At 72.7% G+C, this 13,560-nt stretch carries 14 protein-coding genes; 11 read left to right on the top strand and 3 right to left on the bottom strand.

The window, feature by feature from the left end:
* Positions 1 to 92: 92 nt before the first annotated feature.
* The 5 genes from folP to TU31_RS05770 all read left to right on the top strand — a co-directional run bounded on the left by folP (position 93) and on the right by TU31_RS05770 (position 3,566).
* Positions 93 to 1,031: a dihydropteroate synthase gene (folP, locus tag TU31_RS05790; protein ID WP_181018550.1), complete on the top strand. Its 939-nt coding sequence runs from the start codon at positions 93 to 95 to the stop codon at positions 1,029 to 1,031.
* Between the two features lie 5 nt (positions 1,032 to 1,036).
* A complete protein-coding gene (locus tag TU31_RS05785) occupies positions 1,037 to 1,513 on the top strand; it encodes a nuclear transport factor 2 family protein (RefSeq protein WP_042151684.1) in 477 nt (158 codons plus the stop codon).
* 434 nt (positions 1,514 to 1,947) lie between these two features.
* Positions 1,948 to 2,307, top strand: coding sequence for a dihydroneopterin aldolase (folB, locus tag TU31_RS05780; protein WP_042150312.1), 360 nt, complete (start codon positions 1,948 to 1,950; stop codon positions 2,305 to 2,307).
* On the top strand, positions 2,304 to 2,951 hold the full coding sequence (folK, locus tag TU31_RS05775; protein WP_370682704.1) for a 2-amino-4-hydroxy-6-hydroxymethyldihydropteridine diphosphokinase: 648 nt from the start codon (positions 2,304 to 2,306) through the stop codon (positions 2,949 to 2,951). Before folB ends, folK begins: the two co-directional genes overlap by 4 nt.
* 123 nt (positions 2,952 to 3,074) lie before the next feature.
* The gene (locus TU31_RS05770; RefSeq protein ID WP_042151678.1) at positions 3,075 to 3,566 is read left to right on the top strand and encodes a DUF3180 domain-containing protein; all 492 of its coding nucleotides are present in this window, start codon (positions 3,075 to 3,077) and stop codon (positions 3,564 to 3,566) included.
* Between the two features lie 115 nt (positions 3,567 to 3,681).
* Here TU31_RS05770 and TU31_RS05765 read toward each other — a convergent pair whose 3' ends face one another.
* The gene (locus tag TU31_RS05765; protein ID WP_042150309.1) at positions 3,682 to 4,920 is read right to left on the bottom strand and encodes an ABC transporter ATP-binding protein; all 1,239 of its coding nucleotides are present in this window, start codon (positions 4,918 to 4,920) and stop codon (positions 3,682 to 3,684) included.
* Between the two features lie 175 nt (positions 4,921 to 5,095).
* Here TU31_RS05765 and TU31_RS05760 point away from each other — a divergent pair, with 175 nt between their 5' ends.
* The 4 genes from TU31_RS05760 (at position 5,096) to TU31_RS05745 (ending at position 8,955) form a co-directional block, all read left to right on the top strand.
* A complete protein-coding gene (locus TU31_RS05760) occupies positions 5,096 to 5,830 on the top strand; it encodes an ABC transporter permease (protein WP_042150305.1) in 735 nt (244 codons plus the stop codon).
* A gap of 3 nt (positions 5,831 to 5,833) precedes the next feature.
* Positions 5,834 to 6,634 (top strand): ABC transporter permease, encoded by an 801-nt coding sequence (locus TU31_RS05755; RefSeq protein ID WP_042150302.1) that lies wholly within the window; start codon positions 5,834 to 5,836, stop codon positions 6,632 to 6,634.
* A gap of 52 nt (positions 6,635 to 6,686) precedes the next feature.
* Positions 6,687 to 7,652: an ABC transporter substrate-binding protein gene (locus TU31_RS05750; protein ID WP_042150299.1), complete on the top strand. Its 966-nt coding sequence runs from the start codon at positions 6,687 to 6,689 to the stop codon at positions 7,650 to 7,652.
* Between the two features lie 64 nt (positions 7,653 to 7,716).
* The gene (locus TU31_RS05745; protein WP_245698432.1) at positions 7,717 to 8,955 is read left to right on the top strand and encodes a hypothetical protein; all 1,239 of its coding nucleotides are present in this window, start codon (positions 7,717 to 7,719) and stop codon (positions 8,953 to 8,955) included.
* A gap of 149 nt (positions 8,956 to 9,104) precedes the next feature.
* Here TU31_RS05745 and TU31_RS05740 read toward each other — a convergent pair whose 3' ends face one another.
* Together TU31_RS05740 and TU31_RS05735 are read right to left on the bottom strand one after the other, a co-directional pair.
* A complete protein-coding gene (locus tag TU31_RS05740; protein WP_042150295.1) occupies positions 9,105 to 10,247 on the bottom strand; it encodes an NADH-quinone oxidoreductase subunit D in 1,143 nt (380 codons plus the stop codon).
* Positions 10,248 to 10,291: 44 nt separating this feature from the next.
* The gene (locus TU31_RS05735; RefSeq protein WP_042151675.1) at positions 10,292 to 11,326 is read right to left on the bottom strand and encodes an SAM-dependent methyltransferase; all 1,035 of its coding nucleotides are present in this window, start codon (positions 11,324 to 11,326) and stop codon (positions 10,292 to 10,294) included.
* Between the two features lie 172 nt (positions 11,327 to 11,498).
* On the opposite strand from TU31_RS05735, the gene TU31_RS05730 reads away from it, so the two are divergent.
* Positions 11,499 to 12,692, top strand: coding sequence for a sensor histidine kinase (locus TU31_RS05730; RefSeq protein ID WP_042151674.1), 1,194 nt, complete (start codon positions 11,499 to 11,501; stop codon positions 12,690 to 12,692).
* A gap of 115 nt (positions 12,693 to 12,807) precedes the next feature.
* Positions 12,808 to 13,491 carry a response regulator gene (locus TU31_RS05725; protein ID WP_042150292.1) on the top strand — a complete coding sequence of 228 codons (684 nt, stop codon included), beginning with the start codon at positions 12,808 to 12,810 and terminating at the stop codon, positions 13,489 to 13,491.
* The last annotated feature ends 69 nt before the right edge of the window (positions 13,492 to 13,560 follow it).

Below are 13,560 nucleotides of genomic sequence, written 5' to 3'. Positions count from 1 at the left end.
GCCCGGACGGCCTCCGGCGGGCCGGCGCCCCTGAAGTCCCCGCATGCGGTGGCGGCAATCCGGCCGGTCGGCACACGGCCTACGCTGGTGCCATGAGTACCTTGCGTGGCCGGGTGGCCGGACTGCCGGACTGGGACCGCTGCGCGGTGATGGGCGTCGTCAATGTGACGCCCGATTCGTTCTCCGACGGCGGCGACTGGTTCGATACCGAACTCGCCGTCAAACACGGTCTCGACCTGGTGGCGCAGGGCGCCGACATCGTGGACGTGGGCGGCGAGTCGACCCGGCCGGGCGCGGCGCGGGTGGACGAGGCCGAGGAGCTGCGCCGGGTCGTTCCGGTCGTCCGGGAGCTGGCCGCGGCCGGTGCCGTGGTCTCCGTGGACACCATGCGGGCCTCGGTCGCCGAACAGGCCGTGGCGGCCGGGGCGCGGCTGGTCAACGACGTCAGCGGGGGCGCCGCCGACCCGGCGATGGTGCCGGTGGTGGCCGCACACCACGTCCCGTTCGTCGTGATGCACTGGCGCGGCCAGTCCATCGACATGAACAACCGCGCCGTCTACGGGGACGTGGTCGCCGAGGTCGTCGACGAGCTCGGGCAGAGCATGGAGCGCGCGGTGTCCGGCGGGATCGACCCGGACCGGATCGTCATCGACCCCGGCCTGGGCTTCGCCAAGCAGGCCGGACACGATCTCGCGCTGGTCGCCCAGCTGGCGCGGCTGCGGGCGCTGGGCCGGCCACTGCTGGTGGCCGCATCGAGGAAACGGTTCCTGGGCAGGGTGCTGGCAGGTGGCGAGGGAGCCGCCCCACCGCCGGCCCGGGAGCGGGATGCCGCGACGGCGGCGGTATCGGCGATCGTGGCGCGAGAGGGGGCCTGGGCGGTGCGGGTGCACGAGGTCAGGGCGAGCGCGGATGCGGTACGGGTGGCCCGTGCCGTGGAGGGCGCGGCAGCGGCCGGCAGTAGTGCCACGGCGGCGACGGCCGCCGGCAGTGAGGCGAGCGGGACGACGGCGAAGACGACGGGAACGGTGTGAGCGGCTTGGGCCCACGGACGGACATCGAACTGGTCGAGCAGGCGAACACCACCCTGTACGAGACCATCGAGCGCGGCGATCACGAGGCGCTGTCCGAACTGTGGCTGGACGGCCAGGTGAGTGTGGTCCACCCGGGATGGCCGGTGCTGCGCGGGCGCGGCGAGGTGCTGCGCTCGTACGCCCTGATCATGGCGAACACCGAGTACATCCAGTTCTTCCTCACGGATGTGGAGATCGACGTCATCGGGGACACCGCGCTGGTGACCTGCACCGAGAACATCCTCAGCGGCGGGCCCGCCGAGGATGACGGCTCGGTGGGGCCGCTGATCGGCCAGCTGGTCGTGGCGACCAATGTCTTCCGGCGTACGGAGGACGGCTGGCGGGTGTGGTCGCACCACGGCTCGCCGGTGCTGGCGGACCGCGACGACGAGGACGAGGACGACGACGGGGGAGCCGGCGAGGGCGGCGAGGAGGCCCTCTGAGCGCCTTCCCTGGTGCCGGGGCCGGAAGCCGGGGCCGGGGGCCGGACGGGCGGGCCCGGCGCCGGCCGGTGTGAGCCTTGCCATGGCCGCCTGCCCTTGCATCCGGGGTGACGGGCTCCGCGGCCGTCGGGGCGGACGTCAGCCATCCGGGTGGGGCGCACCCGTTCGAGCCAAGTGGGGCACGGGTAGGGGTGGGGCGTGGGCAGGGGGGTAAGAGGGCCGCGCGGACGATCTCCCGGCCTGCTGGTTGCTGCCCCGCCAGGCAGCGCTTAGCAGCAGGACGGGGTCTTGTCCATAGCCCCCGTGGGCGAGGACTGCCGGTACTCGAAGGTAGATTCGACGGCGGGGCAGTGCTGCCGGATCGCTCCGGTGGCTGCCCGGAATCCGACGAACAGTGGCGCCAGAGGTGCCGTGGACCAGTGGGAGTGATTCGCGTGGATCGTGTCGCGCTGCGTGGGCTGAAGGCCCGGGGCCACCACGGGGTGTTTCCCCGGGAGCGCGAGGAAGGCCAGACCTTCATCGTCGACGTGGTGCTCGGTCTGGACACCCGCCAGGCCGCGGCGAGCGACGATCTCGCGAAGACCGTCCACTACGGCGTCGTGGCCGAGGAGGTGGTGGCCGTCGTCCAGGGCGAGCCCGTCGACCTCATCGAGACCCTGGCTGAGCGCATCGCCGAGCAGTGCCTCAAGCACGAGGGCGTGCAGGAGGTGGAGGTGGTGGTGCACAAGCCGGACGCGCCGATCACCGTCCCCTTCGACGACGTGACCATCACCATCACTCGGAGCCGAGTATGAAGCCCACCCGCCACCCGACCACCACTCCGCACGGGGCCGCCGCCGGGCATCCCGGTATGGGCGATCCGACCGTGCAGCCGGTGCCCGCCTCCGTAGTGGAGCAGGTGGACGCCGCCGATGTGACGCTCTCCAACCCCAAACGCGCCGTGATCTCCCTCGGCAGCAATCTCGGCAACCGCCTGGAGATCCTCCAGGGTGCCGTCGACGCGCTGGAGGACACCCCCGGGCTGCGGGTCAAGGCGGTCTCCCCGGTCTACGAGACCGTGCCGTGGGGCGTGGACCCCGGCTCCCAGCCCTCGTACTTCAACGCCGTGGTGCTGATCAAGACGACGCTGCCGCCGTCCTCCCTCCTGGAGCGCGGGCAGGCGATCGAGGAGGCGTTCGAGCGGGTCCGCGACGAGCGCTGGGGCCCGCGCACCATCGACGTCGACATCCTGGCGTATCAGGACGTGGTCTCCGACGACCCGCGGCTGACGCTGCCGCACCCGCGCGCCCATGAGCGGGCGTTCGTGCTGGTGCCGTGGCATGACATCGACCCGGAGGCCGTGGTCCCCGGCCGCGGCGCGGTGGCCGAACTGCTGTCCGCGGTGGGCCGCGACGGTGTCGAACCGCGGGCGGACCTGGAACTGCGGCTGCCGGAGTAGTCGTTATGGTTGCGGGTCGGCTCCCTGCGGGATGCATCCGTACGGACCGGACGAGACGGCCAGGACGACAAGGACGGCCGTGACGGCAAGGAAGGTCATGACGGCGCGAGGGGCGATCGCTCGGTGAAGCAGCTACACATCAAGGTGCTGGTCGGGCTGTTTCTGGCGGCCGGGGTGCTGGCCTGGGGCGGCGCCCGGCTGTGGGACTCGTTCGGCACCCTGCCCAGCGTTCCCGTCGCCGCCCCGATCGTGCTGGCACTGATCGCCGCGGTGCTCGCCGCCACCGCGTTCTCGTTCCGCTCGCGGCTGCGCGCCCAGCGCGAGCGGCGGCCGGACGCCAAGGGCGTCGAGCCGCTGGTGGCCGCCCGTGCGGTGGTCTTCGGGCAGGCCAGCGCGCTGGTGGCGGCGCTGGTCGCGGGGCTGTACGCCGGTGTCGGCGTCTTTCTGCTGACCTCCGGTCTCGATGTCGCACCGCGCCGCGACCAGGCGATCTACGCCGCGCTGTCGGTGCTCGCCGGGGCCGCGGTGGTCGCCGCGGCGATCTTCCTGGAGCGGGTGTGCAAGCTGCCCGAGGACGACGGCAACGGGAACGGCGGGGTCGACGCGGCGCTGTGACGCCGCGGTGGGCCCGGGGAGGCGTGGTCTGAGCCCGGGGAGGCACGGCCCGGGCCCGGAGGCGCGGTCCTGCTGCACCGGGGCGGGCCGGGCGCCGCAGCGGCCGCCGTGCCGATCAGCCGGCCGAGCCCGGGGCCGGGACACCGGGGCCCGGGACCGTATCGAGTGAGACCTCGCCGCGCGGGACCTGCGCGGCGTCCGCCGTGGTGGCACGGCGCAGCGCGGTGTGCAGCCGCGCGGGGGTGAGGACCCCCAGGAAACGGTCGCCGTCCTGGACCGCGACCCAGCCCGCGTCATGCTGAAGCATCGTGCTCAGCGCCTGCCTGAGCGGGGCGCCGAGCGGGAGCCGGGCGTCCATCCGCCGGGCGTGCTCGCGGACGGTGGCGCCCCGTGGAGCGGGCTTCCCGAGGTCCGGCCCGGCTCCGTCCGCCGACGCCGTGGTGGCGCTGGTGAGCGCCGCGGCCGGGACCCAGCCGTGCGGCGCCCCGTCGGCGTCCAGGACGACCGCCCAGGAGGCACCGTCGGCGGCGAGCCGCCCGGCGGCGCGGTCCGCGGGGTCGTCGAGGCGGACGACCGGGGGCCGTTCCAGGTCGCCGGGCTCGACGGGCGTGACGGAGAGCCGCTTCAGCCCCCGGTCGGCGCCGACGAACTCGGCGGTGTACGGGGTCGCGGGGGCGCCCAGCACCGTCGCCGGGGTGTCGAACTGCTCGATGCGCCCCGCCCCGTAGACGGCGATCCGGTCACCGAGCCGGACCGCCTCCTCAAGGTCGTGGGTGACGAAGAGGACCGTCTTGCGGAGCGTGGACTGAAGCCGCAGGAACTCGTTCTGGAGGTGCTCGCGCACGACCGGGTCGACCGCGCCGAACGGCTCGTCCATCAGCAGGACGGGCGGATCGGCGGCGAGCGCACGGGCCACCCCGACGCGCTGGCGCTGCCCGCCGGAGAGCTGCTCGGGGTAGCGGTCGCCGTAGGTGGCCGGGTCCAGGCCGACCAGATCCAGGAGTTCGGCGGCGCGCGCCCGGGCCTCCCTGCGCGGCCGGCCGAGGAGGTGCGGGACGGTGGCGGTGTTGTCCAGGACGGTCTTGTGGGGGAACAGGCCGACCTGTTGGATGACGTAGCCGATACGGCGCCGCAGCTGGACGGGGTCCAGGGCGGATATGTCCTCGCCGTCGAGGAGGATGCGGCCGCTGGTGGGCTCGATGAGCCGGTTGACCATCTTCATCGTCGTGGTCTTGCCGCAGCCCGAAGGCCCGACGAGCGTGACCAGTTCGCCCTCGGCGACCTCGAACGAGAGGTCGTCCACGGCCGTGGTGCCGTCGGGATAACTCTTGGTGACGTGCTCGAAGCGGATCATGCATCCCCCCAGTGGTGTACGGCCATTGTGGCCGGGCGGTCGTGAACGCGGTGTTGCGGGTGCATGGCGAAGCGGCCGGTGAGCAGCGGGAGCGGACCGGTTGTCAGTGGTCGGGGTTAGGGTCGCAGACAGTCACCGGATCGGTGAGCGACCGGGGCGGGGGAGGTGACGCGCCATGCGTGGTGGTGCTGCCGGGCCGAGCTGCCTGGAGGCGAACGACTGGATCTGCGGTGAGTATCTGCGCACCCGCAGCCAGGAATTGGTGGACGCGACGGTCCAGCATCTCGGCATCACGGCCGTGTCCGTGGTGCTCGGCCTGCTGGTCGCCTTTCCGCTGGCGCTGGTGGCCCGCCGGTGGCGGGGCGCCGCCGGACCGGTCCTGGGGCTGACGACGGTCCTCTACACCGTCCCCTCGCTGGCGATGTTCGCGCTGCTGACCCCGGTCTTCGGAGTCTCGGCGGCCGTGGTCGTGACGGGCCTGGTGCTGTATTCGCTGACGATCCTGGTGCGCAACATCCTCGCCGGTCTTCAGGCCGTGCCCGCCGAGGTCCGGGAGGCCGCCCGGGGGATGGGTTACGGCCCGGCGCGGCTGCTGTACGAGGTCGAACTCCCGCTCGCCCTGCCCGCGTTGGTGGCCGGACTGCGGATCGCCACGGTCTCGACGGTGGCGATGACGACCATCGGCTCCGTCGTCGGCTACGGGGGCCTGGGCAATCTGATAGCCGACGGCATGGCGGGCTTCTTCAAGGCGGAGGTGCTGACGGCCTCGGTGCTGTGCGTGCTGCTGGCGCTGCTCGCCGATCTGCTGCTGTTGGGGCTCCAGCGGCTGCTGACGCCCTGGACGCGGGTGCAGGGGCGGGCGAAGGCCGGTGCGCGGCGCGGCGCCCGTACGGCGAAGGCGGTGGGCTGAGCGATGGGCGCGATCACGGGCGCGTGGCAGTGGCTGTCGACGGCCGCCAACTGGGCCGGGGAGAAGGGGGTGTGGCACCGGCTCGCCGAGCATCTCTGGCTCAGCGGGCTGTGCCTGGTCCTCTCCTGTCTGATAGCCCTGCCGGTGGCGCTCTGGCTGGGGCACCTCGGCAAGGGCGGGGCGCTGGCGGTCAATCTCTCCAATGTGGGGCGCGCGGTACCGACCTTCGCGGTCCTGGTGCTGCTGACGCTCAGTCCGCTGGGCCGGCAGGGCGAATGGCCCACGGTCATCGCGCTGGTGCTCTTCGCGGTGCCGCCGCTGCTGACCAACGCCTATCTGGGCATGCGGGAGGCGGACCGCGATGTGGTCGAGGCGGCGCGTGGGATGGGCATGTCGGGGCCGCAGCTGCTGCTGCGGGTCGAGATACCGCTCGCCTATCCGCTGATCATGACCGGTCTGCGGTCGGCCACGGTGCAGGTGATCGCGACCGCGACGCTGGCCGCGCTGGCCGGCGGCGGAGGGCTGGGCCGGATCATCACCGCCGGCTTCGGCAACTACGACACCGCGCAAGTGGTCGCGGGCGCGGTGCTGGTGGCCGTACTGGCCCTGGCCGTGGAGGGCCTCCTCGTCCTGGCGGAGCGGCTCCTCGACCCGATGCGGGGGCGGCGGCGTGCCGCGCGTACGGCTTCGCACCTCACCAAGGGCGCGGGCCCGGGCAGGGCCCCTGGCGCACCGGCCTCCGGCCCACCGGCCTCCGGCGCACCGACCTCGGCAACCACCCCCAAGGCGACGACCCGACCCTGATCCGGCACGACTTCGACCGGACCTGATCCGAACGGACTGAATGGTGGCATCCATGAGCAGCACGTCGCGTGTGGCGCGCACCGCGGTGGCCGCGGGCGCAGTGATCACCCTGGCGGCCGGCCTGGCCGCGTGCGGAGGCCAGAGCCTGGAGGAGAAGGGCGGCGGCGGGAAGGGCGGTGGCAAGGGCGAGCTCGTCATCGGCTCGGCCGGTTTCACCGAGTCGAAGGTGCTCGCCGAGATCTATTCCAGAGTCCTGGCCGATGCCGGATACCGCACGCGGGTGCAGACCCTGGCCAATCGCGAGCTGTATGAACCGGCTCTGGAGAAGGGCCAGATCGATGTCGTTCCGGAATACGCCTCCACCCTCGCCGAATTCCTCAACGCGAAGGAGAACGGCAGCAAGGCGAAGCCCGTCGCCTCCAGTGACATCGACAAGACGGTGACGGCCCTGGAGAAGCTCGCCTCATCGCGCGGGCTCAAGGTCCTGCCGGCCGGCGGTGCGACGGACCAGAACGCGTTCGCGGTGAGTAAGGAATTCGCCACCGAGAACACCCTGAAGACCCTCTCCGACCTCGGTAAATCGAAGCAGAAGGTGAAGCTCGCCGCGGGGGAGGAGTGCGAGACCCGGGTGTTCTGCAAGCCGGGCCTGGAGAAGACGTACGGCATCGACATCAGGGAGCTGGATCCCAAGGGCGTCGGGACCCCGCAGGCCAAGCAGGCGGTCAAGGACGGCACCGACCAACTGGTGCTCACCACGACCACGGACGCCACGCTCGACACCTTCGGCCTGGTGCTTCTGAAGGACGACAAGAAGCTTCAGAACGCCGACAATGTGCTGCCGGTGGTGAATGCCAAGAGCGCGGGAGACAAGGAGATAGCCGCCGCCCTCGGGAAGCTCACCCGTACGCTCACGACCGAAGACCTGATCAACTTGAACCGCAAGGTCGATGCCGAACGACTCAAGCCCGCGGATGTCGCACAGGCTTATGTGGAGTCCAAGAATCTGGTCAAGAAGTAACCAGCGGGAAACGGATCGGCGTGCGGGGCCCCACAGGTCCCGCACGCACGGTAAGTTTCTGGCCATGCCACGAGGACGCCACCGCCAATCCCCACCCCTCCACCGGCTGCTTCCTCCCGCGACGGTCGCCGGTGCGTCAATCGCCTGCGCCGCGGGCGCGTGGTTTGTCGGCGACGATCTGGTGCAACGGGTGCTCGCCGCGGGCGCGGCCGCCGCCGCACTGACCGGCGCCGTCCTTCTGCGGACCTGGGACCGTAAGGCCGGCCGGCAGGTCGCCGAACTCAACCGCGCCCGGGTGCGCGACGAGTGGCGTACCGAGGAGCGGATAGCCGAACTCGAAACGGACGTCGAGGAAACCCGCGAGATCCGGGCCGGCCTGGAGGCCAAACTGCGCTCCAAGCGCGCGGAGTTGGCCCGGCTGCGCAGCGAACACGCCGATCTGCTCCGCCGGTACGCCACCGCCGAGACCGAGCGGGCCAGCGCCCTGGAGGGCCGTCGGCTGCTCGCCATCGAGGCCGCCGCCCCCGCCAAGGCGCTGCCGGCCGTCGCCGGCCTCTCCCTGGCGCTGCACGCGTCCCCCAAGCTCGCGACCCCGCACCCCAGTTCCCCCCTGCGCTCGGACAAGGGCGAAGGCCCCGCGCAGGGCGGAGCGCCGCGCCCAGGGGCGACCACCGTGCCGGCCCGGCGCGCGCCCGCCACGAACCCCGACCGCCCGGCCCCCGCCACCTTCGTGCAGGCCGACCAGGCGCTGCGCCGGCTGGCGCGCAACGCCGCCCGGCAGCGCGCCGCCCAGAAGGCCGCGCAGCTGTCGAAGAACGGTGCCGGGGCCGACGGGGCCGCCCGCTCCGGACCGCCCGCGGCCCGCGAAGCCCAGGGCGGCCAGGACGGTGAGAAGGGCCGGGGGAAGGCCCCGGCGGCAGCCGCACAGCGCACGGGCGAGGCCGACTCCGCCCGTACGGCCACCGCCGCCGGACCCGCGCTCCGCCCGGTGCCGGCCACCGCCGCCGCCATCGCCCCGTCCCGCCCCGCCGCGTCCCGTGCGACGGGCGGCTTCGACTTCTTCGGCAACGCGACCGGCCCCCGGCAGCCGGCCGCCCCGCTGGAGGAGGATCTGGCGGATGTCGTCGGAGAAGAGGCCCTCGCCGAACAGTCGGCCCGTACGCAGCCGGCGGAGCCCGCCGCGGCCGAGGACACGCAGACCGACGGGGCGACGACCACCGGCAGCGGCGAGGTCATCGACCTGACCGCCCACGACGAAACCGAACAACTCGACCTCGCCCCCCTGCGCACCGCCATCTCCTGACCCGACCGCACGGTCGACCGCACGGCGAACCGGCCCCGGAGCGTTCCTCAGCTCCGGGGCCGGACTGTTTCCGGGGGGCGGCCTTCCGCGTGGGATGGCGGCGGCTCGCTGTCCACAGGGTGTGGACGGGGGCGCGTGCGAGCGGGCCCCTACTTGTCGATATCCCCGACCACGAAGAACAGCGAGCCGAGGATGGCGACCATGTCGGCGACCAGGGTGCCCGGGAGGAGTTCCACCAGGGCCTGGATGTTGTTGAAGGACGCCGAGCGCAGCTTGAGGCGGTAGGGGGTCTTGTCGCCCTTGGAGACGAGGTAGTAGCCGTTGATGCCGAGGGGGTTCTCGGTCCAGGCGTAGGTCGCGCCCTCGGGGGCCTTCAGGACCTTGGGGAGCCGCTGGTTGACCGGGCCCGGCGGCAGCTCCGCGAGGCGGTCCAGGCAGGCGTCGGCCAGATCGAGCGCATTGTGGCTCTGCGCCAGCAGGCACTCGAAGCGGGCCAGGCAGTCGCCCTCTTGCCGGGTGACGACGTCGAGCGTGGACCCGAGCTCCCCGTATGCCAGATACGGCTCGTCGCGCCGCAGGTCGAAGTCGACACCGGAGGCGCGGGCGATCGGCCCGGAGACCCCGTACGCATGCACCGTCTCCGGCGCGAGCACACCGACGCCGCGGGTGCGGCCGCGGAAGATCTCGTTGCCCAGGACCAGGTTGTCGTAGACGTCCATACGGGAGCGCACATCGGCCACCGCCTGCCGGACCCGGCCGAGCCAGCCGGCCGGCAGGTCCTCCTTGAGGCCGCCGACGCGGTTGAACATGTAGTGCATCCGGCCGCCGGAGATCTCCTCCATGACGGCCTGGAGCTCCTCCCGCTCCCGGAAGGCGTGGAAGACGGGGGTGATGCCGCCCAGCTCCAGGGGGTACGAGCCGAGGAACATCAGATGGTTCAGCACGCGGTTCAGCTCGGCGAGCAGGGTCCGCGTCCAGACGGCACGCTCGGGCACCTCCATGCCCAGCATCCGCTCGACGGCCATCACCACGCCCAGCTCGTTGGAGAACGCCGACAGCCAGTCGTGCCGGTTGGCGAGCATGATGATCTGGCGGTAGTCGCGCGCCTCGAAGAGCTTCTCGGCGCCGCGGTGCATATAGCCGATCACCGGCTCGGCGTGCTGGATGCGCTCGCCGTCCAGGACGAGGCGCAGCCGCAGCACGCCATGCGTCGAGGGATGCTGCGGGCCGATGTTCAGCACCATGTCGGTGCTCTCCGCCGCGCCGCCGATGCCGACCGTCGTCTCCGTCATGGGAACAGTCTTGCAGCACCCCCGCCGGGCAGAAGCCCTGGCCCTCAGGCGTCCCACCCCTTGAGCAGCCCCGCACATTCCCCGCCCACCGGCTCCATGAGCCAGCCGAAACCGCCCAGGCCCGCCGGGTCGGTCAGCTCCCCCGCCGCGCCGGCCGTGCTGAGCGCCCGCAGGTAGCCCGCCGGGTCGTCGGCGGCCAGGGTCAGCGGCGGGCGCCGGCCGGTCACCCCCAGGGCGTGCAGCGCCGCGCGCTGGGTCAGCCGCTCCGCCGACGGCCCGGCGCAGGCGTCCAGCGCCACATGTGCCGTGATGTCGCAGCTGCCGTCCGGTACGGGCGGCACCTCGCGGCCGTCGCGGAAACCGGTGAGCGTGCCGAACAGCGGACGGCCGCTCCGTTCGTGCGCGTAGTCGGCGGCGACGGCCAGCCCGGCGCGCAGCGTACGGACGGCCCGTGCCCAGGCCTCGTCCCGGGGGCGGCCGATCTCGGCGCGCAGTCCGGGGGAGCCGCCTCCGGTGGCGTCGGCAGTCAGGGGCGGGGCCCACCAGCGGCGGAGCCAGTCCGCGTCCGCGCCGTCCACCGGCTCGCCCAGCCGCTCCGTGCCGTCGGCGCGGACGAGCACCCGGCGCGGCACACCGTCCTCATCCGTCTCGACGACGTCGACCGGCACATTGTCGAGCCATTCGTTCGCGAACAGCAGCCCGCTGACCGAGCCCGGCGCGGGCAGCTCGCCCCGCCAGTCGATCCGCGGATCGAGCCCCTGGGGGCGCGCGGCGCGCTCGACGGCGTACGGGCGCACCCGTGCGGACACCTCCGCGGGCAGCGCGGCCAGCACGCCCGTGAGCAGCTCGCCGCGCCCCGCGCCCACGTCGACCAGCGCCAGCTCGTCCGGCCGGCCGAGCGCGGTGTCGACGCGGCACAGGAGCGTGGCGACGGCGCCCGCGTAGAGCGGGGAGGCATGCACGGAGGTCCGGAAGTGGCCGGCCGGGCCGGGGCCGCCGGGCCGGGTGTAGAAGCCGTTCTCCGGGCCGTACAGCGCCCGCTCCGTGGCCTCGCGCCACCCGCACCACTCGTTCGTCATCTGCCCCACGGTACGGGCGGGCGCCGGCCGGACCGGCGGCACGAGGTGCCGTCCGTCCAGAGGTCCGCCACATTTGGTGCAGAGGGCCTCCACCTTGGGGAGTAGGCCCGGCGCCCAGGATCGCTCGTGCGGTTGACTCGTACACGTATTCACGGTGCCTACGCTGGGTTACGTGCAGCGCCTTTACGACTTCCTCCGCAGGCACCCGACAGGGGTGGACACCTTCTGGGCCGTGCTCCTGTTCGGGTTCACCAGCCTGTGGTTCGGCGGCCTGGATTTCTTTCTCGCGGTCTTCACGGCCGGCCTGAGCCTCGTCGTCGCGCTGCGCCGCAAGGCCCCCGTGCAGATGCTGCTGCTGACCGCCGCCATCGGCGTCGGCCAACTGGTCTTCGGGATCGAGACCATCCCCGGCGACGCCGCGATGTTCGTGATCACCTACACCGTCGCGTCCGAGCCCACCGTCCCCCGCTGGGCCTCCCGCTGTGCGCTCGTCGGCGCCGTCTTCGGTCCCGCCCTCTCCTTCTGGCGCTTCGGCGAAAGCGCCTACGGCCGGGCGGGCGTGGGGATGAGCCTGTTCGTCACCGTGCTGCTCACCGTGCCCTTCGTGCTGGCCTGGGTGCTCGGCGACTCCATGCGCACCCGCCGCGCTTACTGGGCCCAGCTGGAGGAGCGGGCCGCCCGGCTGGAGAAGGAGCGCGAGGCACAGGCCCGGATCGCGGTCGCCGCCGAGCGCGCCCGTATCGCCCGCGAACTGCACGATGTCGTCGCCCACAACGTCTCGGTGATGGTCGTCCAGGCCGACGGCGCCGCCTATGTGCTCGACACCGCGCCCGAACAGACCCGCCAGGCCCTGGAGACGATCTCCGGCACGGGCCGCCAGGCACTGGCCGAAATGCGCCGCCTGCTGGGCGTCCTCCGCACCGGCGAGCAGCCCGAGAGCGGCGAATACGTCCCCCAGCCGGGCGTCGAGCAGCTCACCGACCTCATCGACCAGGTGCGCAGCGCGGGACTGCCGGTCGACTTCCGGCGGGAGGGCGAACCCCGCGAGGTGCCCAGCAGTGTCGAACTGACCGTGTACCGCATCGTCCAGGAAGCGCTCACCAACACCCGCAAACACGGTGGCCCCCATGTCGGCGCGACCGTCCGGCTCTCCTACCGGGACGACGATCTCGATCTGCTCGTCGAGGACGACGGGCGCGGCGCGCAGCGCGAGCTCTACGAGGAGGGCGGGGCGGACGGCCTCGGCCACGGCCTCATCGGGATGCGCGAGCGGGTCGGCATGGTCGGCGGCACCCTGACCGCGGGGCCCCGGCCGGGCGGCGGCTTCCGGGTCAGCGCCGTGCTCCCGCTGAAATCGGCCCGGTGAGGATGCCAACCGGTCCGGCCGGGACGGCGTCCTTGGGTGCGGACCACCGACGCACCCGCCACTCGCACCCACCCCGTACCCTCAGCCCCACTCCTGTCCGAAGGGACCCTTGCACATGACCATCCGCGTGATGCTCGTCGACGACCAGGTGCTGCTGCGCACCGGTTTCCGGATGGTGCTGGCCGCACAGCCCGACATGGAGGTCGTCGCGGAGGCGGGCAACGGTGTGGAGGCCCTGGAGGTGCTGCGCGGCGCCCAGGTCGATGTGATCCTCATGGACGTCCGCATGCCGCATCTGGACGGGGTGGAGACCACCCGCCGGATCTGCGAGGGCGGGCAGAAGAAGGACGCCCCGAAGGTGCTCATCCTGACCACCTTCGACCTGGACGAGTACGCCTTCTCCGCGCTGAAGGCCGGGGCCAGCGGCTTCATGCTCAAGGATGTGCCGCCGAGCGAACTGCTCGCCGCGATCCGGGCGGTGGAGAGCGGCGACGCGGTCGTCGCGCCGTCCACCACCCGCCGGCTCCTGGACCGCTTCACGCCGATGCTGCCCGCCACCTCCGGCGAACCGTCCCGCCCCGAACTGGACCGGCTGACGGATCGCGAGCGGGAGGTACTGCTACTGGTCGCCCAGGGCCTGTCCAACGGCGAGATCGCGGCCCGTCTGGTGCTCTCCGAGGCCACGGTCAAGACCCATGTCGGCCGCATCCTCACCAAGCTGAGCCTCCGCGACCGGGTCCAGGCGGTGGTGCTCGCCTATGAGACGGGATTGGTGCGGGCCGGGGGGACGGGGAGCTAGGGGCCCGCTTCTAGGGGCTGACGTCATTGGGCCGGCGTCGAGTGGCCAGGGGCGGTAGGGGCCCCGGCG

The sequence above is a fragment of the Streptomyces lydicamycinicus genome, from assembly GCF_000829715.2.
Classification (GTDB): domain Bacteria; phylum Actinomycetota; class Actinomycetes; order Streptomycetales; family Streptomycetaceae; genus Streptomyces; species Streptomyces lydicamycinicus.
This window is presented reverse-complemented; position numbering and strand designations above follow the sequence as displayed.

Bases quoted from the DNA above. Each gene is read 5' to 3' on its own strand.
- TU31_RS05745 (WP_245698432.1), top strand. From the start codon at position 7,717: ATGCCACGAGGACGCCACCGCCAATCCCCACCCCTCCACCGGCTGCTT.
- TU31_RS05765 (WP_042150309.1), bottom strand. From the start codon at position 4,920: ATGATCCGCTTCGAGCACGTCACCAAGAGTTATCCCGACGGCACCACG.
- TU31_RS05740 (WP_042150295.1), bottom strand. From the start codon at position 10,247: ATGACGGAGACGACGGTCGGCATCGGCGGCGCGGCGGAGAGCACCGAC.
- folP (WP_181018550.1), top strand. From the start codon at position 93: ATGAGTACCTTGCGTGGCCGGGTGGCCGGACTGCCGGACTGGGACCGC.
- TU31_RS05755 (WP_042150302.1), top strand. From the start codon at position 5,834: ATGGGCGCGATCACGGGCGCGTGGCAGTGGCTGTCGACGGCCGCCAAC.
- TU31_RS05725 (WP_042150292.1), top strand. From the start codon at position 12,808: ATGACCATCCGCGTGATGCTCGTCGACGACCAGGTGCTGCTGCGCACC.
- folK (WP_370682704.1), top strand. From the start codon at position 2,304: ATGAAGCCCACCCGCCACCCGACCACCACTCCGCACGGGGCCGCCGCC.
- TU31_RS05760 (WP_042150305.1), top strand. From the start codon at position 5,096: ATGCGTGGTGGTGCTGCCGGGCCGAGCTGCCTGGAGGCGAACGACTGG.
- TU31_RS05750 (WP_042150299.1), top strand. From the start codon at position 6,687: ATGAGCAGCACGTCGCGTGTGGCGCGCACCGCGGTGGCCGCGGGCGCA.
- TU31_RS05735 (WP_042151675.1), bottom strand. From the start codon at position 11,326: ATGACGAACGAGTGGTGCGGGTGGCGCGAGGCCACGGAGCGGGCGCTG.